General features: G+C 37.3%; 17 protein-coding genes. 5 read left to right on the plus strand and 12 right to left on the minus strand.

From position 1 onward, the window contains the following. Positions 1–41 precede the first annotated feature (41 nt). Complete coding sequence (locus tag AC2A07_RS08210; protein ID WP_484050002.1) at positions 42–374, plus strand: hypothetical protein; 333 nt, start codon at positions 42–44, stop codon at positions 372–374. A 33-nt stretch (positions 375–407) separates the two neighbouring features. Here the strand turns inward: AC2A07_RS08210 and AC2A07_RS08215 are convergent, their stop codons facing one another. Next, a complete protein-coding gene (locus AC2A07_RS08215) occupies positions 408–1,529 on the minus strand; it encodes a DUF3667 domain-containing protein (RefSeq protein ID WP_484050108.1) in 1,122 nt (373 codons plus the stop codon). Between the two features lie 288 nt (positions 1,530–1,817). On the opposite strand from AC2A07_RS08215, the gene rplM reads away from it, so the two are divergent. The 3 genes from rplM (at position 1,818) to rpsB (ending at position 3,640) form a co-directional block, all read left to right on the plus strand. Beyond that, positions 1,818–2,273 carry a 50S ribosomal protein L13 gene (rplM, locus tag AC2A07_RS08220; protein ID WP_314495277.1) on the plus strand — a complete coding sequence of 152 codons (456 nt, stop codon included), beginning with the start codon at positions 1,818–1,820 and terminating at the stop codon, positions 2,271–2,273. 5 nt (positions 2,274–2,278) lie between these two features. Further along, positions 2,279–2,665 (plus strand): 30S ribosomal protein S9, encoded by a 387-nt coding sequence (gene rpsI, locus AC2A07_RS08225; protein WP_314495279.1) that lies wholly within the window; start codon positions 2,279–2,281, stop codon positions 2,663–2,665. 207 nt (positions 2,666–2,872) lie between these two features. Further along, on the plus strand, positions 2,873–3,640 hold the full coding sequence (gene rpsB, locus AC2A07_RS08230; protein WP_047445142.1) for a 30S ribosomal protein S2: 768 nt from the start codon (positions 2,873–2,875) through the stop codon (positions 3,638–3,640). 74 nt (positions 3,641–3,714) lie between these two features. Here rpsB and AC2A07_RS08235 read toward each other — a convergent pair whose 3' ends face one another. From AC2A07_RS08235 to tsf, 10 genes are all read right to left on the minus strand, one after another. After that, positions 3,715–4,125: a DUF6759 domain-containing protein gene (locus AC2A07_RS08235; RefSeq protein WP_484050003.1), complete on the minus strand. Its 411-nt coding sequence runs from the start codon at positions 4,123–4,125 to the stop codon at positions 3,715–3,717. A 44-nt stretch (positions 4,126–4,169) separates the two neighbouring features. Then, on the minus strand, positions 4,170–4,778 hold the full coding sequence (locus tag AC2A07_RS08240) for a DUF6759 domain-containing protein (protein ID WP_484050004.1): 609 nt from the start codon (positions 4,776–4,778) through the stop codon (positions 4,170–4,172). Between the two features lie 17 nt (positions 4,779–4,795). Continuing rightward, positions 4,796–5,473: a tRNA (guanosine(46)-N7)-methyltransferase TrmB gene (gene trmB, locus AC2A07_RS08245; RefSeq protein WP_314495290.1), complete on the minus strand. Its 678-nt coding sequence runs from the start codon at positions 5,471–5,473 to the stop codon at positions 4,796–4,798. Positions 5,474–5,579: 106 nt separating this feature from the next. Continuing rightward, positions 5,580–6,356, minus strand: coding sequence for a DUF6759 domain-containing protein (locus AC2A07_RS08250; RefSeq protein ID WP_314495292.1), 777 nt, complete (start codon positions 6,354–6,356; stop codon positions 5,580–5,582). Positions 6,357–6,507: 151 nt separating this feature from the next. After that, positions 6,508–7,296: a hypothetical protein gene (locus tag AC2A07_RS08255; RefSeq protein ID WP_314495294.1), complete on the minus strand. Its 789-nt coding sequence runs from the start codon at positions 7,294–7,296 to the stop codon at positions 6,508–6,510. Between the two features lie 136 nt (positions 7,297–7,432). Continuing rightward, positions 7,433–10,852 (minus strand): T9SS type B sorting domain-containing protein, encoded by a 3,420-nt coding sequence (locus tag AC2A07_RS08260; RefSeq protein ID WP_484050005.1) that lies wholly within the window; start codon positions 10,850–10,852, stop codon positions 7,433–7,435. Between the two features lie 114 nt (positions 10,853–10,966). Then, positions 10,967–13,792 (minus strand): T9SS type B sorting domain-containing protein, encoded by a 2,826-nt coding sequence (locus AC2A07_RS08265; RefSeq protein WP_484050006.1) that lies wholly within the window; start codon positions 13,790–13,792, stop codon positions 10,967–10,969. A 119-nt stretch (positions 13,793–13,911) separates the two neighbouring features. Further along, positions 13,912–16,980, minus strand: coding sequence for a T9SS type B sorting domain-containing protein (locus AC2A07_RS08270; protein WP_484050007.1), 3,069 nt, complete (start codon positions 16,978–16,980; stop codon positions 13,912–13,914). Between the two features lie 78 nt (positions 16,981–17,058). Next, complete coding sequence (locus tag AC2A07_RS08275) at positions 17,059–20,961, minus strand: T9SS type B sorting domain-containing protein (RefSeq protein ID WP_484050008.1); 3,903 nt, start codon at positions 20,959–20,961, stop codon at positions 17,059–17,061. Between the two features lie 197 nt (positions 20,962–21,158). Continuing rightward, positions 21,159–21,986, minus strand: coding sequence for a translation elongation factor Ts (tsf, locus tag AC2A07_RS08280; RefSeq protein ID WP_484050009.1), 828 nt, complete (start codon positions 21,984–21,986; stop codon positions 21,159–21,161). A gap of 147 nt (positions 21,987–22,133) precedes the next feature. Between tsf and AC2A07_RS08285 the strand changes: the two genes are divergently transcribed. After that, entirely contained in the window at positions 22,134–22,823 is a 690-nt protein-coding gene (locus tag AC2A07_RS08285) for a DUF6759 domain-containing protein (protein WP_484050010.1), read from the plus strand. A 58-nt stretch (positions 22,824–22,881) separates the two neighbouring features. Here the strand turns inward: AC2A07_RS08285 and AC2A07_RS08290 are convergent, their stop codons facing one another. After that, positions 22,882–23,838 carry an acetyl-CoA carboxylase carboxyltransferase subunit alpha gene (locus tag AC2A07_RS08290; RefSeq protein ID WP_314495307.1) on the minus strand — a complete coding sequence of 319 codons (957 nt, stop codon included), beginning with the start codon at positions 23,836–23,838 and terminating at the stop codon, positions 22,882–22,884. Positions 23,839–23,854 lie beyond the last annotated feature (16 nt).

Consider the following 23,854-nt stretch of genomic DNA (forward strand, 5'->3'; position numbering starts at 1 on the left):
TCAAAATAAATTAGCTATTTTTGCATCATATAAAAAATGGTATGCAGAAAGCACTCATGTATTTCGCGATGGGAACGGTTCTCAGTTTCGTTATCAATTATTTTTTCATGAGCAGTGAAAATATTGCCCTGGATGTTTTTTATGCGATTGCTTTTGGCTTAGCCTGGGGTTTATCCTATTACCTTGATACGCCGAAGTTTACTTTGGTTCAGAAGCTGCTTGTTTCTTTTGCATCAATGGGATTATTGGTTTTGGTCGGCTCACTTATTTTTGATCTTGAGCTTGCAATCCCCGCCATTTTAAAATTCTCAACGGTTTTTGTTGCTTATTATATGATTGCGAGCTTCAGGGCAAGCAAATCTTTAAGAAAATAAATAAAACTTTTTCAAACGTAATCAATCCATGTTTTAATGAATCATCAGGAAGCTGATCATTGCCAGGGCAACTAGTAAAAAACAAAAGGCAAAGAAATTGATAAAGAGCAGAAAAGTTCCGATGATAAAACTGACTATACCATGGGAGTGATATACTCTGTGATGGGCAATGAAGAAATAGGCAACACTATATATTCCAAGCAGGTAATAAAATATGTTGATCAGACTGTTAAAAAAACCGCTATGATCTAATAGTCTTTGTAAGTGAATCAATACAGAGATGAGCGTAATCACAAACAACAGGAATGAGAAATAGTGAAGGGTAAAAACCCCATGGTCAAAATACCACCACTTTTTCTTGGTATGAAAGACCCACAGGAATAATGCAAACGCAGGAAGATAGAGAAACAGCGCTTTAGGAAGATTGTGAAAAGATACTTCATAGATTTTCTGGAATATTTCTTTCTTGGATATTCCGCTTTCTTTAAGTTCAAAAAATTTATGAACAAACGGGGAGGAAAGCTTGTAGCCGAAGGAGGGGTTTTTGGCAACAATTGAGTCATACTGTTTGCGGTTTTTAGCACCAGATATAACGGTTGACTGATCAATGCCATTATCCAGATTGATTTCATTGTTCAGCTCATTCATTCTGGCACTTTCAAGAATTGCTTTATTGATTTTCTCAGCCTGAATGGAGTCTTCTCCGGAAAAATTTTTCTGATTTTTTTTTATTGCTTCCTTTAATTTTACCGAAACGATTTTGTTAATGCTGTCTTTTTTAGCAGCATCCCTGGCTGTGGATACAGTATTTTCCTGATGTGCTGAGCTGAGATTGACCAGCGGAAAAATAGAAAACATAAAAAAAGTAACAAAACTTATAAATATATAGAGTTTAACCGGAGGGACAAATAATTGTCTCTTTCCCTCTAAATAGATTGCTGTTAATCTTCCCGGCCGGAAAAGGAGATTTTTAATGGTTTTCCAGAACTGTCCGTCGTAGTGCGTAAAATCTTCAATAAAGTGAGTAAAAAGATAATGGAAAGGCTGCTTTGGTTCAGTGTTTTCCTGTCCGCAGTGGCTGCAGAATCTGTCTTCAACTTTTTGTCCACAGTTCAGACATGTTTTGTCTTCTCTGGTTTTTCCGTGACTCATGATTATTGGATATGGACGCAAATATAATTATTTAATAACAGACATTAAGATTTAGCCAAAATGTTTAAAGAAATTTAGCATTGCGGTAACTTTGCTATTCAATATGTGAAATTATAAATTCTGTCTTTAACGGTCACTGAAATGTTATAGGAGTATGTGTGTGAATTTCTGATTGTTGAGAAAAAGCAGATGAGAATGCATTAAATGAAATATGTTTTCGTGTTCCAAAATTAATTTGTACCTTTGCACACCCTTATCGGGGAAATTATGTTTAATCTTTAACTAAAACGTGTGAATACATTAAGTTACAAAACTGTTTCAGCGAACAAAGCTACTGCAAATAAAGAATGGGTTGTAGTAGACGCTGAAGGACAACCTTTAGGAAGAATAGCTTCTAAGGTTGCAAAGATTTTGAGAGGTAAGCACAAAGCAAACTTTACACCTCACGTAGATTGTGGTGATAATGTTATTGTTTTGAATGCTGGGAAAGTTACCCTTTCCGGAACCAAGTGGGCAGACAAGACTTATATCTGGCATACAGGATATCCTGGAGGTCAGAAGTCTCTGACGGCTACTGAACTTCTAAAGAAAGATTCTTTAAAAGTATTGGAAAAATCTGTAAAAGGGATGCTTCCAAAAACTAAATTAGGATCTGCTTTGTTTAGAAACCTTTATTTATATGAAGGAACTGAGCACAAGCATGAAGCTCAACAGCCTAAAACACTTAATATTAACGAATTTAAATAATTAATATGTCTATAGTTCACAAAATTGGAAGAAGAAAGACTTCTGTAGCAAGAGTTTATGTAAGACCAGGTTCTGGAATCATTACTGTAAACCGTAAAGATGCTAAGGAATATTTCTCTACAGACGTAATGGTTTATAAATTAAATCAGCCGTTTATCCTTTCTGAGACTGTTGGTCAGTATGATGTTACCGTAAATGTTTTCGGTGGTGGTAATACAGGTCAGGCAGAAGCAATCAGATTAGGTATTTCTAGAGCACTTTGCGAAATTAATGCTGAGTTCAGATTAGCATTGAAGCCTGCAGGTTTACTTACAAGAGATGCAAGAATGGTTGAAAGAAAGAAACCAGGTCAGAAAAAAGCAAGAAAGAGATTCCAGTTCTCAAAACGTTAAAAAAGCGTATAGCTATTGGCTTATGGCAGATAGCTTTAGAAAAATTTTTAAAAAATTATTTTTTAACCCAAGCTGGGAAGCCAGTTGCCAAAAGCAATCAGCGAACAGCAACTTTGCCCGTTACGTTTAGCATCCAAACACTTCTCCCATCTAAAGAAGTTGTTGATTGTTTAAGAAACGGAAAGTAAACTAACAAAAACAGAAAACATGGCAAAAGCAAATGTAAAAGACCTTCTAGAGGCTGGTGTACACTTCGGTCACATGACTAGAAAGTGGAATCCAAATATGGCTCCATACATTTTTATGGAGAAAAATGGTATTCACATTGTAGACTTACATAAAACAGCTGTTAAATTGGATGAAGCGTGCAGCGCTTTGGAAAAATTAACTTCTGCAGGTAAAAAAGTTCTTTTCGTAGCTACTAAAAAGCAAGCGAAAGAAGTGGTTGCAAAGCACGCTGCTGAACTTAATATGCCTTATATTACAGAAAGATGGCCGGGAGGTATGTTAACGAATTTCGTTACAATCAGAAAAGCTGTAAAGAAAATGAACTCTATCGACAAAATGAAAAAAGACGGTACGTTCGAAACTTTATCTAAAAAAGAAAGATTACAGGTTGACAGACAGAGAGCTAACTTAGAGAAAAACTTAGGGTCTATCTCTGACATGGTACGTCTTCCTTCTGCAATCTTCGTTGTAGATATTATGAGAGAACATATTGCTGTAACTGAAGCTAAGAAATTAGGTATTCCGGTATTCGGTATTGTTGATACAAACTCTGACCCAAGAAAAGTTGACTTCGTAATCCCAGGAAACGATGATGCTTCTAAATCTATCGATATGATCTTAAACGTAGTTTCAGATTCTATCAAAGAAGGTCAGTCTCAGAGAAAAGCTGATAAAGAGAAATCTAAAGAAGAAGGAGAAGTTGTATCTGCTGATAAAGATGCAGATTTCGATGCTGCTGCTGAATAATTAAAGATCATCTTTAAAAATAATAATCCGCTAAATTTTGTTTAGCGGATTTTTTTGTCTGCATTTATTAAGTTTTAATCTGAAATTTTGACAGAATAAGGACTTGTGATAAATTTTGATGTTTGGTAAGTGGATTGACAAATCATTCCCGACAATCGATAGGTCTGATTTTTAGGAATCATGACTGCCCCTGTTTTTCCGGCCGCAATCGGAATCTTCTTAAAATAATTATTTGAACTGACCGTTAAAACCATATTGCAACGGGAGATATTCTCGACAGTCAGAGCTGTTTTCGGATCTTCCTGCGAAATTTCGTTGAGCAGATAGGTTAGTACTTCTGCGGTTTCAGATTTATAGGTTTTAGACAATTCTCTATACTCCGACTCCGGTTCTGAAGAGTTATTTTGAGGAGTATGTCTTTTATAGGTTGCTTCACAGCTGTTTAAAAGCAGAATAACGACAATCCCCATGCATGCTTTTCTCATTTCAATTTTTTTTTTAATAAACCTATTTATATATCCCTAACTAATCAGTATTCGGGATTATTAATCACAATCTGAATGTTTTTACTGATTTGTTTCTGAGAACTGTAAGTTACATCGCATACATTCCCAGAGATAGAATATTTATCCTTTTCCAAAACGATGAAATTTTCATTTTTTGCAGGTACTGCAAGATTATAAAACTTTTTTCCACTGATTTTCAATACCAGATTGCAGTCAGAATTATTCCTGAACAAAAGTATGGATTCATTACTTTTTACATTTTCATTAAACATAGTATTGAGCAGCATTAAAGTCTTTTCCTTGTGTTCTCCGGAAGATTGTGACATCAGTTTTTTAAATTCTTCAGAATCTCCAGAGGAAGATCTATTTCTGAAATTTTCAGGTATTTCTGAAATGACAGTCCGTATCTCCATAGGTTTTGCATTGGCCGCACCTTTTGTCCATTCTTTATTTTTTAGGGCAATCAGTTTAGACTTTAAAATGCCTCGTTTCGGGTCTTCGGGGTGTGCGTTTTTCAAATATTCTTCAATCTCTGTAATGTTTGTGTTTTTTAAAATATCGCCATGGCTCATTTGAGTAGAGCATGACAAGGTAAGAGAGAAGAATAAAATGATGAGGGAATTTTTTTTCATCAGATTATTTCTTTTAATTAGTTAATTTTAAATTTTATATAAGTAATTGTTTTTCCTTTTGCCGAGAAAAGGGATTCATAGTAAGTTTTAATGTCACGTAAGTGAGGAGTTTCCGGATCATATTCAGCTGCACCGTAAATGTCATGATGCGCACTGATAATTTCGTAACCTGCTCCCTGCAGATATCCTAAGGTATAGCCATGAAGGAACTCTGAATCTGTTTTAAGGTGAATGATCCCACCGGGTTTTAGGAATTTTTTGTACCGCTCAAGAAAATCGGGATGGGTAAGTCTGTGTTTGGTACGTCTGTGTTTTATCTGTGGATCAGGAAAAGTAATCCAGATTTCATCTACTTCATTTTCTGCAAAAAAATGATCGACAAGCTCAATCTGAGAACGGATAAAAGCAACATTTTTCATGTCGTTTTCTACAGCTTCTTTAGCCCCGAACCAAAATCGTGCTCCTTTGATATCTATTCCGATAAAGTTTTTCTCTGTGAATGTCTTGGCAAGACCTACCGTATATTCGCCTTTGCCACAGCCTAATTCCAGAACAATGGGCTGCTCGTTTTTAAAGAAATCTTTTCTCCAGTTTCCTTTCAGTTCAAAGCTGTTGATTGCTTCCTCTCTTGTTGGCTGGATGACGTTTGGTAAAATTTTGTTCTCTGCGAATCTTGCTAATTTGTTCTTGCCCATGTACGATGTATGAATGAAATCTTACAAAATTAGCAAAAATTACGGTATAATCCTTTACGTTTTACAGTGAAACTCAGGCGGAACTCATGTTCCTGGCATATAAATATTATTTTGAAGCGCTGCCCAAGGCTACCATCAAAGGCTTTTGAATTGTTTTCTGAGAAGCATACTGTGCACCACAGACAATACTGGTGAGTAAATAATCCCCTTTCTGTACTACCATGGAATTGTCTCCGTGTGCAGGAACAGGAAGTCTGTATTTGATGTTTCCTATTCCTTCAATTCTTACAATAATATTGCAGTCTGATTTGTTTTCAATCATTACGATGCATTCTTTTGCATTGGGATCATTGTCAAAAAGCGAATTCAGGATTTTTACGGTTTTATTTTTATGTTCAACAGGATTGTCGGCCATCAGCATATTAAATTCGGATGCTTCGGTATCAGCAATAGCTACTGTAGATTTAACGGTAGAAGAGGCTACATAAACGTTTTGAGGTGAACTGGGTGTATAGACTACTGCGGACTGACCAACCTGCAATTCCTTCTGATATCTTGCAATCTGTTTCTTTCTGATGATTGCATTCATCTCCTCAAAGGTAATCTTCGTTGATGATTTTCTTTTAAGCAATGCAAGCCAATCCTGCATCTGTCTTACTTTGGTGTCTCCCGGCGGCGCATTTTTTATATAATCAGTCATGAGTGCCATTACCTTGGGTTTAAGGACAGATCTCCGGGGATCATCAGGATGGGCATCTCTCAGGAAAGCATTAATCTCGTAGATGCTTTTACTTTTAAGAATATTACTGTAATCTTTCCCCTTTTGCTGAGCTGAAAAAGATATGAAAAATAAGATATTTAATAACAGAAGTAACTTTTTCATTTAATATAAAAATGAGATGGTTTACATTTAAAAAGACTGTTTAAAAAAGCCAATAGATTGAGATTCAATCTCAAAAGTAGTTGTTTCCTTTATGATAATCAAATATTTTAAATAAATTAATTAAAAGAAGCAGATGTATATGAGTGATGATTTACTTTAAAACATCCTGCAAGTGGGAATTTCTCAATCTTCTCTGATAGATAGGAAGGTACTTTTCGATTGGTATTTTTACAGCTTCAATATTTCCGCTTTGAACATATACTTCAATATTCTCTGAGGTGTAAACAAACTGAAGGAAATTATCAATAAGATTTTCAGGAATTTTGAATCTTGTGAAATAATCTTTTCCCAAATAGTTTTTGATATCAGTAACCGATTTATTCATTCGCTCGTACGCAACGTAGCGTTGCTTTTTCTTTCTTTCGCCTGAAAGAATATCAAAGATACTCTCTAAACTGAAAGTAAGTCCGCCATCTCTGAAACCTGCAACAGGAAGTTCTGGTGGAGTTCCGTCGCCCTTCGGTTCCGGCAGTCCGATCACTTTTTTCAGTGCATAGGCTTTATCTTCTTTTCTCAATGAATTGACATCATACCTCAGGTTACCCGTTGGCCTGAACCTGTTAATGACTACCTCCTGAATATCATGATAAGCAACTTTTAATTCAATAAGGTTTCGAACATCGAAACTTTTTTCAGATAATTTTACATCTTTTCTTTCGGTAATAATTGAAGTAAAACGAATCACATCTCCGGGACTTGCCTGGATCGTATAGTCTCCGTTGTAATTGGTGAGAACAGTTTTGTATGTTGTCAGATTCGTAACATACACCTGATTGAGATACAATACGGAATTGTCTCTTAAAAATACCTGCCCTGTAAAAATCTGTGCATTAATTTTAATAATAAAAATTAACAACAAAAGGATAATCGCTTTCTTCATATAATTTGCAAAATTACACAAGAAATGCATCATTTTCTGAATTTGAATATCTGAAAACAGGTTAAAATTATATTAAACTTTTATATAAACTGTTAATGAATGTTATAAATAGGTTGTGGAATTCAGCAGATCAGAATTATTTATCCCACAGACTGTTGTTTCTGTGTTTCACTAACAGCCAGCTTGTATATTTTACCGTAGTTACATTTCCAAATTCTGTCCAGCTGATAAAATACCAGTAGGTTGCTGTTGGGACTGGCCTTCCTTTCATATTACCATCCCAGGTGAATTTATTGGCAGGCGAACCGCGAAAGAGCTCAGCACCATATCGGTCGAAGATTCTGAATTCAAGATTATCTTTATTCATTAGAGCAGAATAATTGATTTCATCATTCCTTCCATCTCCATTTGGTGTAATGGTATTGATCAGATTTATAATAACAAAGCTTTTTTCAACAAAGTCACATCTCTGGGAATCTCTGATATAAATTTTATGATTACCCTGAGTCACATTATAAAAAATGTTGGAATTTTGCCAGGTAATATTGTCAAGAGAGTATTCATATGGCGGAACGCCACCGCTTACCCCTATCGTAACTGTTGTTCCGTTAATATCAATGGAAGTGATTACAGGCAATACAGATTCGGATACATTTACGAATTGCCTGTAAACACAACCGTCAAAAGTCAGGTCTACCCAGTAATTGCCGGCTCCGACGTTTGAAATTGACGGTGTTGTAGCTCCGGTACTCCAAAGGTAATCTGAAAAACCGGGTCCGGCATCTAAAGTTGTTTTCGTTTTCGGACAAATTAATTTGTCTGATAAAATATCTGATTTTTTAGGAATTTTTAAAGTAATTCTTATTGAAGCAACGTTCGGACAGGATCCGCTTTTTTCAAATCTTATAAAATAGGTCTGTGTTCCGGTTAGTGTTACTGCGCCGCTAATAGGAGCAGTATCATTTTGAGCATCAGACAGCGTTGCGTGGTAGCTCACTGAGACGGAAGAATCGGTTGTAAACTGAGGAATAAATTGTGAGAGGTTTACCGGTTTGGATCCATCCAAATCATCATCACAGAAATTAATAATCAAAGATGTTGTTAACAATGGAAGCCTTGTTCCAACTGTAAAATTAACAGGTTGAATAACGGCCGCACATCCATCAGGAGAATCTACTCTTATATAGATTGTAGTATTAACGGTATAGCTCCAGTTATTGGGAAGGGTATTCGCATTTCCCAGATTGGCATCTGCCAGTAAAGCATAGTATTTTACATTCGTAAAGTAGGCAGGGTTATTAAGTATTAAAGGGGTAATATCAGACAGAATGACATTGACGGTACCATCAAGATTTTCGTCACACGGATTTGAGAAATTTCCCGGAGTAACTATGGCTACAGGAAATAAATTCAGTGTTATCTGAGCAATATTTTTACAGCCTGTTGGATTCTTTACCAAAACGTAAACAATCGTCCCTGAAGGAGCGGGGTAGGTGAGTGGAGTAAGGATTTCTCCGGCTGCATTTTCAGTCTGTGCTGCCAGCAGACTGGTATAATAGTTTTTAGTAACAGGCGAATTACTGGTTACATTTGCAGTTGTGAGGTTGAAGGTGCCTATGCCATTGACACTGCATGAAGTTAATGATGTATTCATTACAGTAACAGGTTGGATATTAATGGTTACCGTTACTGATTCACAATCCGGAAATTCGGGGTCATTACCGCAGAATGTGTAAGTAAATGTATCTGTTGCTGCAACAGTGGGATTATTGGCTGTATAAGTAATAATTCCGGAAGTCGTATTAATAACTGCCGTTCCAAGAGTTGGAGGAGTGGTGACAGCGATCGTAGAAACTACAGGTGTTTGTGAAGATGACGAAAATGCGGGGGTGATGATTTTGTTTTCACAAATGTTAAAACTTGCTGTTGTTTGCTTTAGGCAGTTTAAAACTTTATAGACTGCCGTTACTAAGGGTGCACAACTTCCCATGGTTACAGAGCATGTGTAATTCCCGGACTGAATTGGCGTAAAAGATGTTCCAACAGCACCTGGAATAATAAAGCCGTTTCTGTACCATTGATAGGTTTCGTAGATTATCGGATCAACTGTTAAAACGATCCCGGGTACACAGTCTCCGCCTGATTTCAAGATGACTGGCTGCGTAGAGAAGCCCGCAAAGAAGCCACCGTATCCCACAGCATCACTTCCTGCGGTAATTCCCGCAGTAATTGCTTTTGTTGAGATCACTGTAATTGTTCCAACAGTATTGGGAATACCATATGTTACCCATGGAGTAAGACCTGTCATGTCAAAAGGTCCTGTACCAGGAGGGGGTGGTGCGCCGTTCACTGTTACAACTGCACCGCGTTCAGTAACAAGGTTTAATTTTGTAGGGATATTTAGAATCCCTGAAGGATTGGCATTTGAATGAACAAAGTTTTCATTAATCAAACCAATTTCATTAATTTGTTTTGGAAGATAACAGCTCAATGCCGGGATAAAATTAAAACCACCGGTTGCCGCTTCAGTACCACTGACAGAATCTCCTGCAAGGAGCTGATAAACATATGCGTTTTTTGTGGTTCTGACATACAGGTTATAATGATTAGTTCCCTGAAGCTGATATTTCGTATCAGGAACGATATAGTATTGACCGGTGTTGAGTGTAGTGATTGGTAAGCCTTCATTATTCAGAAAAACTTGAGTATTGTCTTGGGTTGCAATTACTAACGCTCCCTCCATGTTGTTGCCGATGCTTCCGTTACCTTTTACCAGAGCAAACTGAGTTCCGAGCTGTTCTACAGGAACTGACTGATCCATTAAAATATCTGAACTCATAGGGACATTTCCGGAATACTGACCATTAAAATTTCCATTGGTAATATTCACCGGTTTGTCAGCAGTGATCTTGGCACCGATAAATCCGTCAAAATTCCCTGCAATATTTCCTATGCCGTCAATGATATACGACTGACCTTTGTTGAGGATAAAAGTCATTGTCGGATTTGTTAAACCTGTTGTTCCATTAGAAAACTGCACGGCAGGTTTATATCCTGATACGGTAACTGTTGTGTTGTTTTCGGTTGCAAGAATACTGGTCATGAAATTCAAGATAGAATTACTTACCGTGATAGGGGCATTCGCTGCATGAAAGTTTTTTCCGGTGGAAGGGATTCCTTTAGAAGTTATAATCTCTGCGTGGTTATAGACTGAAAATCTTAAATTGGCATAAAAAGGAAAATCTGCCTTTAGATAAAGGCCTTTTGAAGTAGGTATAAATAAGTCTGTCTGAGAGGTGGTGATGATATAATCTCTTAATACGTCAAATTTCTGAGGATTATTTTTGCTGATGGTGACCGATCCAATAATATTGTTATTATTATAAATATTTACTACAAAAGGAGTGGTGCGGTTAGTTGATAAATAAATTTTTTGATATGGATTGGGATTTCCGGTTCTGTCTACCATCGGTGCAAACCAATGTTCTCTATCCAATTGGGCAAAAGAAATAGAGAATATGCAAAAAATAAGAAAAAAAGATAGAAGTTTCTTCATTCTGTATTCGATTTTATCACAAATTTAATAATAAAATATCTTGAATCATTTAAAAATAAATAAAAAAACCACGATCTAAAGAATCGTGGTTTTAATCATATAATTAAAAGGATGCTATTCCCTGTTTTTAACCATTACCCATCCTGAGAATTTGACCGGCGTTTGATTTTTATTTTCGTTCCAGCTGATACTGAACCAGTAATTTCCGGTTGATATTTTTTTTGTCTTATTGATGGTGCCGTCCCATTTGAATCCGGTATCTTTATTTCCTTCGAAGATTTTAGTGCCATATCGATCAAAAATCCCCAATATGAGGTTAGATTTTTTTGCCAGTGCAGAATAATCCAGGATATCATTTATTCCGTCACCATTTGGGGTAATAACATTAATAATATTTGGAATGGTAACAGTCACCTCTAACGGAGCACAGTCATAGCTGTCTTTAACATATACCTTTATATCACCTCTTTTAACATCTGTGAATACATTGGAATCCTGCCAGTTAATATTGTCAACAGAATATTTGTAAGGTGCTGTACCTCCCACTACAGATACATTAATCGTACTGTTCGTGACTTCAATATTTGAAATTACAGGCTGCTGTGTAGGGTAAACTTTTACAGTCTGTTTTGTAAAACAATCTCCTGTTTTTAGAATGACCCAATAGGTACCGACTGTTACATCATTAATAATCTGAGTCGTCGCCCCGGTACTCCATTGATATCCATCAAATCCTGGACCTGCATCAAGAGTGGTTTTATTTTCGATACATATTTCTTTATCAATCAGAAGGGCAGATTTTACAGGAGGAAGGACAATCAGCGTAATGACAGCGACTTTGTAGCATCCGTTAGCATTACTCACCCTGACGTAAACCACTCCGTTAGGCGCAATGTAGCTGCCAGGATTCATAATCTCATTGGTTTGATTGTTGGCATCCGTTAGTGAAGGATAATATTTTTTTGTTGTTCCGGTCTGATTATTTACGTTGGCATTATTTAAATTAAATAGAGCCGTTGCTACATTTTCTTCCAGAAAGCATGATCTCAGGGTCGCATCAATTACGGTAGGGCTTTCAGATATGGTCAGAGTCAATGTGATCTGTTCACAGTCGACAAATTCAGGTGCATTTCCGCAAAATTTATACGTAATGGTATCTGTGCCTGAAAAACCAAAGGCAGGTGTATATCCGATTACACCTGTAGTGGGATTTACGATCGCTGTACCGTTTGCCGGAGGTGTGATGATCTGGACAGTGCCGGGTAAGAATGTTTGTGTAGATGATGTGAAAGCTGGAGCAATAGCTAAGTAACCTTCACAAACCGTTTTTGCGGCGGTAGTTTCCTGAAGGCATGTAAACACTTTATAGACAGGAGTTGTTGCAGGAATACATGATCCCACAGTAATCTTTACTGTGTAATTTCCTGATTGGGTTGGGGTGTAGGAATTGCTGTTAGCACCCGGAATAGCTACATCATTTCTGAACCACTGATAGGTATCATAGCTGTCATCGACTTCCAATATCAATCCTGGAATACAATCTCCGGTTTGTTTTGCTATAAGGGGAATAGAAGAAAAACCTGCAAAATATCCACCATATCCGGATGTGCTGTATCCGCCGTTGATGCCTGCAGTAACAGCTTTATCTGAGGCAATGGTTAGGTTACCTGAAACACTTTCTACAGCATACGTTACCCAATTGGCATTTCCGGTGAGCGGATAAGGCCCCTGTGCAGCGGTTAGAGCAGCTCCATTTACAGTCACTGCAGCACCTGCTTCTGTTAATATATTTAATTTGACAATAGTTCCTGATGCAACGGTGCTTGCACCTCCTGTACCAAGTGGCATTTCATTAATTTTACCGATTTCATCAATTTTTCTGGGTAAAAAACAGCTTAACGGCGGGATGTAATTGTATCCACAGGTTGCACTGCTGTTATTAATGGCAACAAACTGGTATAAATATACATTCTTTGATGTACTGATAAACATATTGGCATGAGTACCTCCCTGAAGAATATAATTGCTTCCGGAAATCCGGTACCATTCTCCCTGATCTAAAGTTGCCGCAGGAGTTGTCGCTCCGTTCAGAAAGACATCTGTATTATTCTCAGTTGCGATTATGATTCCTCCTTCTACATCGGGTGCAGTAGATCTCGTTCTTACCATCGCAAATGTATTCCCCAGTCTTTCAACAGGTACAGACTGATCTAAAACGGCATCTGATCCAAGATTACTTACAAGGCCAAAGTTGCCGTTAACATTGCCGTTAGTCAGTGTAATAGGTTTATTGGATACAATTTTAGCACCGATAAATTTGTCCATATTCGTTGCAGTACTGCCCAAGCCGGCAAAAATAAAAGATTGCCCTTTGTTTAAGGTGAAGGTATGGGTATTGTTCGCAGGGGTTGCGCCAATAAAAGTTATTGTTGAAATTGCACTCCATGTAGCAGTTACCGTAGTGTTGTCTTCTGTAGCCAAGATTCCGGCAGTAAAGTTATTGCCTGTAATATTGTATTGAGAAGGTGTATTAGCAGCAAAAAATTCTTTACCGATACCTGCTTTACCTTTGCTGGTAATGATTTCAGCATGGGTCGTATTGCTTACCATTCTCAAGGTACAGTAAAATGGTTTTGTTCCATTGAGGTATAAACCTTTATTTATTACTGTAAAAGCTTCTGATACAGTGTTTACTGAAATGTTTCCCGGTGGTACAGTGTAGATCTGGGGGCTCCCCTTACTGATGGTTACTGTTCCTAATGCTGTATTATTGCTGTAAATAGTAACCGTAAAAGGAGTGACAGAATCTGTTGATAAATACAGTGCCTGTGTGTAAGCCGTTGATGCATAAAATGGTGCTATCCAATGTTCTGTGTCTCTCTGTGCAGAAACAGTGATGCCCGAAATCATGAAAAGAAAAATAAGTAAAAATTGTTTCATAAGCATAAATTAATATTTTTTAGATACTGCTTTGTTTAATATATTTTGTAGTGCGTCTGAATTATTTTATAGAGAGGAAAAAACCACGATCGAGAACCGTGGTTTTTATTTATTTACAATTATTCTCTGTTCTTTACTAAAATCCAACCGGTATATTTAATTGGAGTTTTCTGTATGTTAGGTTCAGTCCAGTTGATATGGTACCAATAGGTTCCTGTGAGGATTCCTTTGCCGGAAGCCTTACCATCCCACTTATAATTATTTGATTTATCACCTGTAAATAATTTGTTGCCATATCTGTCATAGATGACAAATGTAAGATTTCCTTTATAAGCCAGTTCACTGTAATCTATAAAGTCATTTACATTATCTCCATTCGGAGTGATTGCGTTGACCAGGTTTGGGACTGTTACTTCTACAGAAACAGGAACACAGTTCGCAGCGTCCTTCACATAGAATGTATGCTGACCTCTTGAAAGATTTGTAAACACATTAGAGCTCTGCCAATTTAGCGGAGCATCTACTGCATATTGATAAGGGGCATTCCCTCCCTCAACATTTACTGTAGCTGTATTAGTCGCAATCTCTATTGAGGTAATTACTGGTTCAACAGTTTTTTTAATGCTTACAGACTGTTTTAAAAAACATCCGTTGTTTTCCAGAATTACCCAGTAATCACCTACAGTGAGCCCATCAATAATCTGAGTGGTTGCGCCTGTACTCCATTGGTAAGACTGATACCCGGCTCCGGCATCTAAGTTTGTTCTGTTATCTATGCAGATATATTTGTCTACTAATACCGTTGATCTTTTCGGAGGAGTCACTTTAAGATTAATTTTTGCAATGGCATAACATCCGGTTGAACTAAATACTCTGGCATATACAGATCCCTCTGCGGAAATATATATTGTTCCGTTCATGATCTCATTAGTGCCGTTGCTTGCATCAGTAAAGGTTGGATAATACTTTTTAGTGACTGGTGTTTCACTGGTAACTGCAGCAGAGGATAAATTAAACTGTCCCTGAGTTTCGTTATTCGCAATAAAACATGCGGTCAGCACTGCTTCATTTACTACGGGAACGGGATAGAAGTCCAGGGTTATTTTTGCTGTTCCAACGCAGCCTTCTGCTGTGATAACCTGAACATATACTGATCCGGCTCCCGAGAAATAATTTGTTGGGTTGCTTATCAGATTGGTATTTGCAGTCAGATCAGCCAGAGTAGGGTAGAATTTTTTTGTATTTGCAACTGAATTGTCAATCACTGCAGCAGTAGTAAGGTCAAAAAAACCTTTGCCTGAATACTGACATGCTTTTATAGTCTTATCAGGCAATATTAATGGCACAAAATTAAGATTTAAAGTAACCTCTTCGCAATCTATAAATTCTGGTTCATTTCCACAGAATTTATAAACAATCTTATCAGATCCAGGGCTTGAAGGATTAGGAAGGTAAGTTATTATTCCTGTAGCAGCATTCACAGAAGCTGTACCGTGTAACGGAGCTGTCACTATCGTTACAGTACCAGGTACAGGAGTCTGAGTAGAACTTGTAAATGCTGGTGTGATTACTTTTGCTCCACAGAAATCCAAAGATTTTGTAGTGTTTTTTATGCAGGTAAATACTTTATAAATTGGGGTGGTTACAGGAGGACAGCTTCCCATTGTTACTTTTACAGTATAGTTACCACCGGTTGTCGGAGTATACGTATTTGATACAGCTCCTGGAATGATAGCGCCGTTAAGATACCACTGATAACTTTCGTAACTGTCGTCAACCTCCAGGATAATCCCCGGTACACAGTCTCCTGTCTGTTTTGCAATAACCGGGATAGAAGAAAATCCTGCAAAATAGCCTCCATATCCGGCGGTTTCGTACCCTCCGTTTATTCCTGCTGTTACTGCTTTATTTGACTCAATGGTAACGTTTCCGGTAATTCCTGTAATGCTGTATGTTACCCATGCAGCATTGCCTGTAAGTGGATATGGGCCGTCTGTTGCAGCAATAGGATTGTTATTTACCGTTACAACTGCACCAGCTTCTGTTAAAATATTCAGTTTTAAAGTAATTGCAGATGTGATGCCGGGCATCTCATTGATCTTTCCGATTTCATCTATTTTTCTTGGTAAAAAACAGTTGAGCGGCGGAATATAATTGAATCCGCAGGTTGCATTGCTTGTACCTACAGCTACCAATTGATAAAGGTACACATTCTTTGAAGTTGAAACCAGCATGTTTGCGTGACCTGATGTCCCCTGCGGCAGATAATTACTTTCTTCAATTCTATACCATTGTCCTGCATTTAAAGTTGCAAGAGGTGTCGTGGAACCGTTGACAAACACCTGTGTGTTATTTTCTGTAGCAATGACAATACCGCCCTCAAGATTAGCACCACTGGATCTTGTTTTTACCATCGCAAAAGTGTTTCCTAATCTTTCTACAGGAACAGATTGATCCATGATCGCATCGGATCCTGAACTTCCCCCGGAACCAAAGTTTCCATTACAGTTTCCATTGGTTAAAGTAATTGGTTTATCAGAAACTATTTTTGCACCTATAAAGGCTTCCATATTGGCCGCCGGAGATCCGCTTCCCGCAAAAATAAAAGACTGGCCCTTATTTAAAACAAAAGTATTTGTTGTACCTGTCGGTGCGCCGCCAATAAATGTAACGCCTGTATTCCATGTAACTGTTACAGTAGTATTGTTTTCAGTTGCTAAAACCCCTGCTGTAAAGTTATTGGAAGAACTTGAAAATGGCGAGGGGGTATTAGCGACATAAAATTCTTTACCAATGCCGGCTTTACCTTTACTGGTGATAATTTCACCATGTGAAAACTGTGCCATTCTCAGAGTACAGTAAAAAGGCTTGCTTCCCTGAAGGTATAATCCTTTATTGATAATATTAAAAGCATCAGCTGATGCATTAGCAGAAATTATGTTTGCAGGAACATTAAAAGTTATCGGGTTACCTTTGCTGATCGTAACGGTTCCTCCTGTTAAAGGTACATTGTTATTATATATAGTAACAGTAAACGGAATTGTAGAATCAGTAGAAAGATATAATGTATTGGTATAACCTCCTGTTGATGCGTAATAGGGCGCAATCCAGTGTTCAGTATCTCTTTGGGCAGACAGAGATCCGAACGAAAGAAAAAGCATTACTAAACCAAGTAGAAATCTTTTCATAAAAATTGAATTAGGATTTCTACAAAATTAGCATATTATTTAATATATAATTAACAAATACTATAGAAAATATGAAATTTATTCTCTATTCCTAATTAATAGCCACCCCGAATACGAAACTGGTAATTTAGTGTCTGGTTCTGTCCATTTCAAAATATACCAATAGGTTCCTGTAGAAAGTAATCTGCCTTCGGATTTCCCGTCCCAAACATAATTTTTACCTTTTGACCTATAGACAGATGATCCGTATCTGTCAACCACCTCGATGCTGACATTTTCTTTTAATCTGAGTTCAGAGTAATTAAGAGTGTCATTATGGCCGTCTCCATTAGGGGTTATGGTATTGACGAGATTTAGGATAATAAAATCTCTGGTTACCGGCATGCATCCGTCTTTACTCAGTACATATACTTTATAGGTTCCTCTCGAAAGTCCGGAAAAGGTATTTGAAGACTGATAATCCATTCCATTTAATGAGTATCGGTACGGAGCATTTCCGCCTGTTACATTTACAGTGGCATTTGATCCTGATACCTGTATACTGGTAATGATCGGTGATTGGACTGCTGTAACAGTGACTGTCTGCCGGTAAATACAACCGTTAAAAGTCAGGTCAACAAAATAATTCCCTGTAACTGCAGTAATTGATTGGGTCGTGGCTCCTGTGCTCCATAAATAAGAAGTAAAACCGGCTCCCGCATCTAAAAATGCTTTGTTATCAGTACATATAATCTGGTCTCTCAGTATATCTGATTTTTTTCCGGATTTTAAAGTAACTGTCAGTTTTCCTGTATTGGGACATGCATTATTACTTGTAAACCTTATGTAAAAGATTCCTGAATTGGTGATGATCTGCTGTGCCGAAATCGGGTTTGTTCCGGCTTGTGCACTTGCTAAATCAGAGTGAAAAGTCAAAATAACTCCCGGATCCGTTGTGAACAGATTTTTATAATCACTTAAGTTAACAGTTTCAACCCCATTAAGGTTGTTGTCACAGACTTGTGTACTTATTGTGTTTGTGATGAGGCTGATCTTGCTTCCGATCGTAAAGTTAATCTGTCCGAAGGCTGGTGGACAAGTGCCGGTACCTTCTGCTCTGACGTAGACTGTTGTATTTGATGTATAAGTCCAGTTTACAGGTAAGGTATTAGTATTTCCGGCGGTTGCATCAGTTTGATTTAGATAATATTTTACAGTAAAGTTGGAAAGATTTACTGTAATCTGAGGTGTTACACTATTAAAATTAATATTTATACTTCCATCAAAATTATCATCGCAAATATTTGCATTAAAATTAGTTGTATTGATATTTGGTACTGCATTCACCTTGACAGATAAATTTCCGGTGTTAAAACAGTAAGCTGTGTTTGTAAATCTTAAATAATAAGTTCCTGTTGCGCCGTTATTAATTGTCTGTGTTGATGAAACAGCATTTATTCCTGCCTGTGCATCAGCTAATGTACTGTGGAATGTCACAGCTGTTAAAGGATCTGTTGTAAATACGTTTGTGTAGTTATTCAGATTTACGGTTTCAAAACCATTATTGTCTGTATCGCAAATTTCTAAAACCTGATTTGTAGTGAGTAGAGGAACCTTACTTTTAATTTTAAAATCAATCTGTCCAAAAGCGGGCGGACATCCGTTTATGCTTTCAACCCGTACGTAAACTGTGGTATTAGACGAGTATGTCCAGTTTACAGGTAAAATATTAGTGTTTCCTGAAGTTGCATCAGCTTGGCTTAGATAATATTTTACGGTGAAACCTGCCGAATTGCTTACAATTTGTGAAGTAACAGCAGTAAAATTGATGGTAATCATTCCATCGTAATCATCATCACAAATGTCTGCGTTATAGACCCCTGTATTAATGTTCGGACCGGAATTTACCGTTAGGTTAATCTGCGCTGTTTTTGAACAGCCGAAGGCTGAAGTTACTTTAACATAGACAATTCCGCTATTTGAAACATAAGCACTGGGAGTAGTGATTTGTGTTGTTAAAGCAGCATTTGAAAAGTAAGCAGAGCTTGTCCCTGAATCCAGTGTTACTATAGCTGTTGTCAGATCAATGATACCTGTGTTTCCATTAGAAGTGCAGGTTGTTAAGGCAGCATTGTTAATCTGGAGAACATCAGTATTGATGATGACTTTAAAATATTCAAAATCTGCAGGATTTCCGCTTCCCTGGATATAATAAATGAAATTGTCAGTAGTGTCTGATGTCAGTCCCGGGTTTGGTGTGTAAGTAATCTGTCCGTTTGTTGGGTTTATTAAGGCTGTTCCTGATGCGGGAGAAGTTATAATTGCAGTTTGGGCAGGAATAATAGTTTGAAAAGAATTAGTAAAAGCAGGATTAATTATTTTTGTATTACAGGATCCTATATTGTAAGTAGTTGTTGAAATAGGCGGACAGAGAGTGTATGTATAAACAGGGGTTAATTTAGTCTCGCAATTATTTTTTGTTACAGAACAGGTGTAATTTCCTGTCCCATACAATTCAGGATTGATGGAGTAGGTAACTGCTCCTGGAATAATAGTTCCGTTGAGGTACCATTGATAACCATCATAAGTATTGTCAACCTGCAGAAGTATTCCCGCATAGCAGTCTCCAGTCTTAGTAATTACAGGGACAGATGAAAATCCTGCAAAATATCCGCCGTAGCCTACTGCTCCGCTTCCTCCAATGATTCCTGCTGTAACAGACTTTGTAGAGCTTACCGTCACATTTCCGGTAATATTAGGAACAGAATAAGAGACCCAGTTCGGATTTCCGGTTACCTGGTAAGGTCCGTTAGCGGCAGCTATCGAATTTCCGTTCAGGGTGACTGTTGCTCCACTTTGAGTGATGATGTTTAATTTTGTATTATAGGTTGTATTTCCTATCCTGTTAATCATGCCTATTTCATCGACTTTATTAGGTAGAAAACAGCTGAGGGGCGGTATATAATTAAAACCTCCTGTTGCATAAATCGTTCCCGTCGCAACACCTGCCAATAATTGATAGACATACATATTCTTATTGGAAGAGACCCCCATGTTAAAATTATTATTCCCTTGGTTGATATACGAATTCCCAGGAATCAGATAATATTCCCCGGCATTTAAATTTACTCCGGAAGCGACACCATTGACCGTAAATGTAGTATTGTTTTCTGTAGCGATAACCAATATAGTCTCCATACCGGAAGTTGCAGGCCCGTTCCCTTTTACAATAACAAAATCTTTTCCCAATCTGTCAACAGGTACAGCCTGATCCATAAGAATGTCATTATTGGTAAAGTTTTGATTGGTATAAATTGCATTAAAATTACCATTGGTAACTGAAACAGGTTTTGTAGCTGTGATTTTCGCACCTATCAGACCTTCCCAGTTATGCGTTGAATGCGTGCTTACTGCATCAATAATGTAAGACTGTCCTCTGTTTAAGGTAAATGTTTTTGTAGGTGAAGATGTTCCGTCTGAAAATAAAACCTGAGGATCATACCCTGAAACAATCACTGTTGTATTGTCTTCTGTTGCGGTTATACCAATAGTAGCATTGATCCAGTCATTAGCGGCAGTATTGGGAGCCATGGCAGCATAGAAGGTTGTTCCGAGGCCTGCCAGTCCTTTAGAAGTTATAATTTCGGCATGGTTAGAAACAGAAAACCTGTAATTGGCGAAGAATTTTTTAGAGCCTTTCACAAACATTCCCATAGGAACCGGTGTAAAAAGATCTCCCTGGTTGGTTGCAAGTAAAAAATTAGCTGGAATACTTACCTGTGCAGGATTTCCCTTGCTTATAGTAACTGTATTATAGAGATTGTTGTTATTGAAAATCTGCACCTGGAAAGGGCTTGATTCATTGGTGGAAAGATAGAGAAAGCTTTGTAGGCCACTGGTTCCTGCGCTTGCTGACATTGGGGCAAACCAATGGTCTGTATCCAGCTGAGCGTTGATCAATAAAGATAAAAAAGTAAAAAGAGCCAGTAAGATTTTTTTCATGCCGATTATTAAAAGGCGACAAATTTATATATTAATAATCATATAGTCGTATTGTTATTTTAATAATTGTAATTTAAAACCATGGTTCGTTGAATATTTAAAATAAACTTGATAATTAATTAATATTCATAATTTGGTTTGTAACAAAATATCCCGATGAGAAATCATCGGGATCTTATATTATTTTGAAAAATTGATTAAGCTAAGCTTACTCTTATAAATCCTGTAACTTTTAAGTCTCCGTTTACAGATTTTACATAATCAGCAACAGAAACAGAGCTGTCTTTGATAAAATCCTGGTGTACCAAAGTATTGTCTTTATAGAATCTCTGCATTTTACCTTTAAGGATGTTCTCGATAATGTTTGCAGGCTTACCTTCTTCAGTAAGTTTGTGTCTTTCGATTTCCAGTTCTTTATCAATTGTTTCCTGGGAAACTTTAGTTTCGTCAAGAGCAATTGGGTTCATAGCAGCAACCTGCATAGAAACAGATTTGGCAGCTTCATCAGCTCCGTCTACTTTAGCAGAAAGGGCAGTGATTGATGCGATTTTATTACCAGCGTGAATGTAAGCTCCAAGGAATGGTCCTTCGATTCTTTCGAATGCTCCGATTTCGATTTTCTCACCGATCACTCCGGTTTGCTCGATTAATTTTTCAGCAACAGTTACACCGTGGAAATCCGTAGCCAATAATTCTTCTTTAGTAGCAGCGAAAACAGCCATTTCAGCAATTTCGTAAGCTAATTCGATGAACGCTTCATTTTTAGCAACAAAGTCAGTTTCGCAGTTTAAAGAAATAATAGTACCTAAAGTATTGTCTTCGTTTACTCTTGCGATTACGGCTCCTTCAGCAGATTCTCTGTCTGCTCTGTTAGCCGCTACTTTCTGTCCTTTTTTTCTAAGGATATCTACTGCTTTTTCGAAGTCTCCTTCTGCTTCTACTAACGCTTTCTTGCAGTCCATCATACCTGCACCTGTTTGGTTTCTCAATTTTGCTACGTCTGCAGCAGCTGGTGAATAAGACATAATATTTATTATTTTTTTATTTAAAATTATGATTAGCTTTAATAGTTTATTTTAAAGATGTGCAAAGATAATGATTTTAATGATAAACTAAAAAATGACTTTTCACGTTATAGTATTATTTAATAAATTTTTAAAGGTTTTTATTCAATGAAAAAGATATTTCTGATTGTATTCCTATCCATATTCTGTCTCGGTTTTTCTCAAAAGAAGAAAAAAGGTAAAGCAAAAGCAGTTGCCGAGAAAGAAACAGTAATTATTTATACAGAAGCTGAGGCCGAAACTTCTAATGAACCAAGAATTATTGCAGGATTTTTAAAACAGAACCCAGGTCATGCAAGATCAGATTTTTTTAAGAAAAGACTCATTACCATTATTATGGCAGATAATTCTCCGGAAGCAAAACCGACAATCAGGCCATTAGGTAAAGATAAGATTGAAAAAATTGTAAGTAACAACGAACTGAATAAAGGCAAAGAGGTGACGATTAATAAAAAACCTGACAGTAATGTAAATTTCGCAAGTGTAGGAAGTACAGGTAAAAAATCTGAAGTCAGTGATAAAAATAAGAAAACAGCAGCCATGCTTACCCATATTTTTAATGATGATCCCAGTGATAAGGAAGCTTACATTAATATTAAGAACAGATCAAACTGCAGACTGATTGTGAAAATCAGCGGAAAAAAATACTACAATCTCGATGTTCCGGCAAAAGGCCAGAATTTTGTTTTAATTGATAAAGGCGATTATGTTTTGACAACTATGGTGTGCGACGCCAAATATTCTTCACTGAAAAAGATTACGAAAGATATTGAAATACAGCTTGATGTGGCAGAGTAATAGGTAGATTAAAAAGAAAAAGCAGCTTTGAGATTCTCTCAGCTGCTTTTTTTTTGGTTTATCCTTTAAATTGCCCCATCGCAATAAATTTGTCCTGTCTCTGCGTTTCCAGTTCTTTACCTGTAAATTTTGAGAATGCTTTGATATTTTGCAAAATCGAAGTTTTCAGATTCAGATAGGTAGTTTCCGGATCGTAATGAGCTCCACCCAATGGTTCTTCGATGATTCCATCGATGAATTTTTCTCTCAAAGCATCTTTTGGAGTCAGATTCAATGCGTTCGCTGCATCTTCTTTGTGATCCCAGTTTCTCCATAAAATTGAAGAACAGCTTTCTGGTGCAATTACCGTGTACCATGTGTTTTCAAGCATATACACTTTATTACCAACACCAATTCCTAAAGCTCCACCACTTGCACCTTCACCGATGATGTAAGTGAAAATAGGCGTTTTAAGCATTGTCATTTCAAAAATATTTCTTGCGATAGCTTCACCCTGACCTCTTTCTTCAGCTTCCAGTCCAGGATAAGCTCCAGGTGTATCCACTAAAGTGATTACAGGAATTTTGAACTTCTCAGCCAATTTCATTAGTCGTAGAGCTTTTCTGTATCCTTCAGGATTTGGCATTCCGAACCTTCTGTGCTGTCTCTCTTTGGTTGTTCTCCCTTTCTGAGTACCAATGATCATGATTCTCTGACCGTCAAGGGTGGCCAAACCTCCGATCATTGCAGGGTCATCAGCAAAGTTTCTGTCACCGTGAAGTTCCAGAAAGCTACCTTTATCTACCATTCCTTTGATATAATCAATGGTATAAGGACGATCCGGATGGCGGGATAACTGTACTCTCTGCCAAGGCGTAAGATTACCATAGATTTCTTTCTTGGTATCTCTAATCTTATCCTCGATCTGACTGCATGCTAATTTTACATCAACACCACTTTCTTCTCCTACCAATGAACAGGTTTGATACTGATCCATCAGCTCTTTTATAGGAAGTTCGAAACTTAAATATTCCATTCTTGAAGTAAATTAA

This window comes from Chryseobacterium sp. HNCC26DJ238 (assembly GCF_057180465.1).

Coding starts and splice junctions, on each gene's coding strand:
- AC2A07_RS08210 (WP_484050002.1), top strand. CDS start 42: ATGCAGAAAGCACTCATGTATTTCGCGATGGGAACGGTTCTCAGTTTC.
- rpsI (WP_314495279.1), top strand. CDS start 2,279: ATGTCTATAGTTCACAAAATTGGAAGAAGAAAGACTTCTGTAGCAAGA.
- rpsB (WP_047445142.1), top strand. CDS start 2,873: ATGGCAAAAGCAAATGTAAAAGACCTTCTAGAGGCTGGTGTACACTTC.
- AC2A07_RS08235 (WP_484050003.1), bottom strand. CDS start 4,125: ATGAGAAAAGCATGCATGGGGATTGTCGTTATTCTGCTTTTAAACAGC.
- AC2A07_RS08240 (WP_484050004.1), bottom strand. CDS start 4,778: ATGAAAAAAAATTCCCTCATCATTTTATTCTTCTCTCTTACCTTGTCA.
- trmB (WP_314495290.1), bottom strand. CDS start 5,473: ATGGGCAAGAACAAATTAGCAAGATTCGCAGAGAACAAAATTTTACCA.
- AC2A07_RS08250 (WP_314495292.1), bottom strand. CDS start 6,356: ATGAAAAAGTTACTTCTGTTATTAAATATCTTATTTTTCATATCTTTT.
- AC2A07_RS08255 (WP_314495294.1), bottom strand. CDS start 7,296: ATGAAGAAAGCGATTATCCTTTTGTTGTTAATTTTTATTATTAAAATT.
- AC2A07_RS08260 (WP_484050005.1), bottom strand. CDS start 10,852: ATGAAGAAACTTCTATCTTTTTTTCTTATTTTTTGCATATTCTCTATT.
- AC2A07_RS08265 (WP_484050006.1), bottom strand. CDS start 13,792: ATGAAACAATTTTTACTTATTTTTCTTTTCATGATTTCGGGCATCACT.
- AC2A07_RS08270 (WP_484050007.1), bottom strand. CDS start 16,980: ATGAAAAGATTTCTACTTGGTTTAGTAATGCTTTTTCTTTCGTTCGGA.
- AC2A07_RS08275 (WP_484050008.1), bottom strand. CDS start 20,961: ATGAAAAAAATCTTACTGGCTCTTTTTACTTTTTTATCTTTATTGATC.
- tsf (WP_484050009.1), bottom strand. CDS start 21,986: ATGTCTTATTCACCAGCTGCTGCAGACGTAGCAAAATTGAGAAACCAA.
- AC2A07_RS08285 (WP_484050010.1), top strand. CDS start 22,134: ATGAAAAAGATATTTCTGATTGTATTCCTATCCATATTCTGTCTCGGT.
- AC2A07_RS08290 (WP_314495307.1), bottom strand. CDS start 23,838: ATGGAATATTTAAGTTTCGAACTTCCTATAAAAGAGCTGATGGATCAG.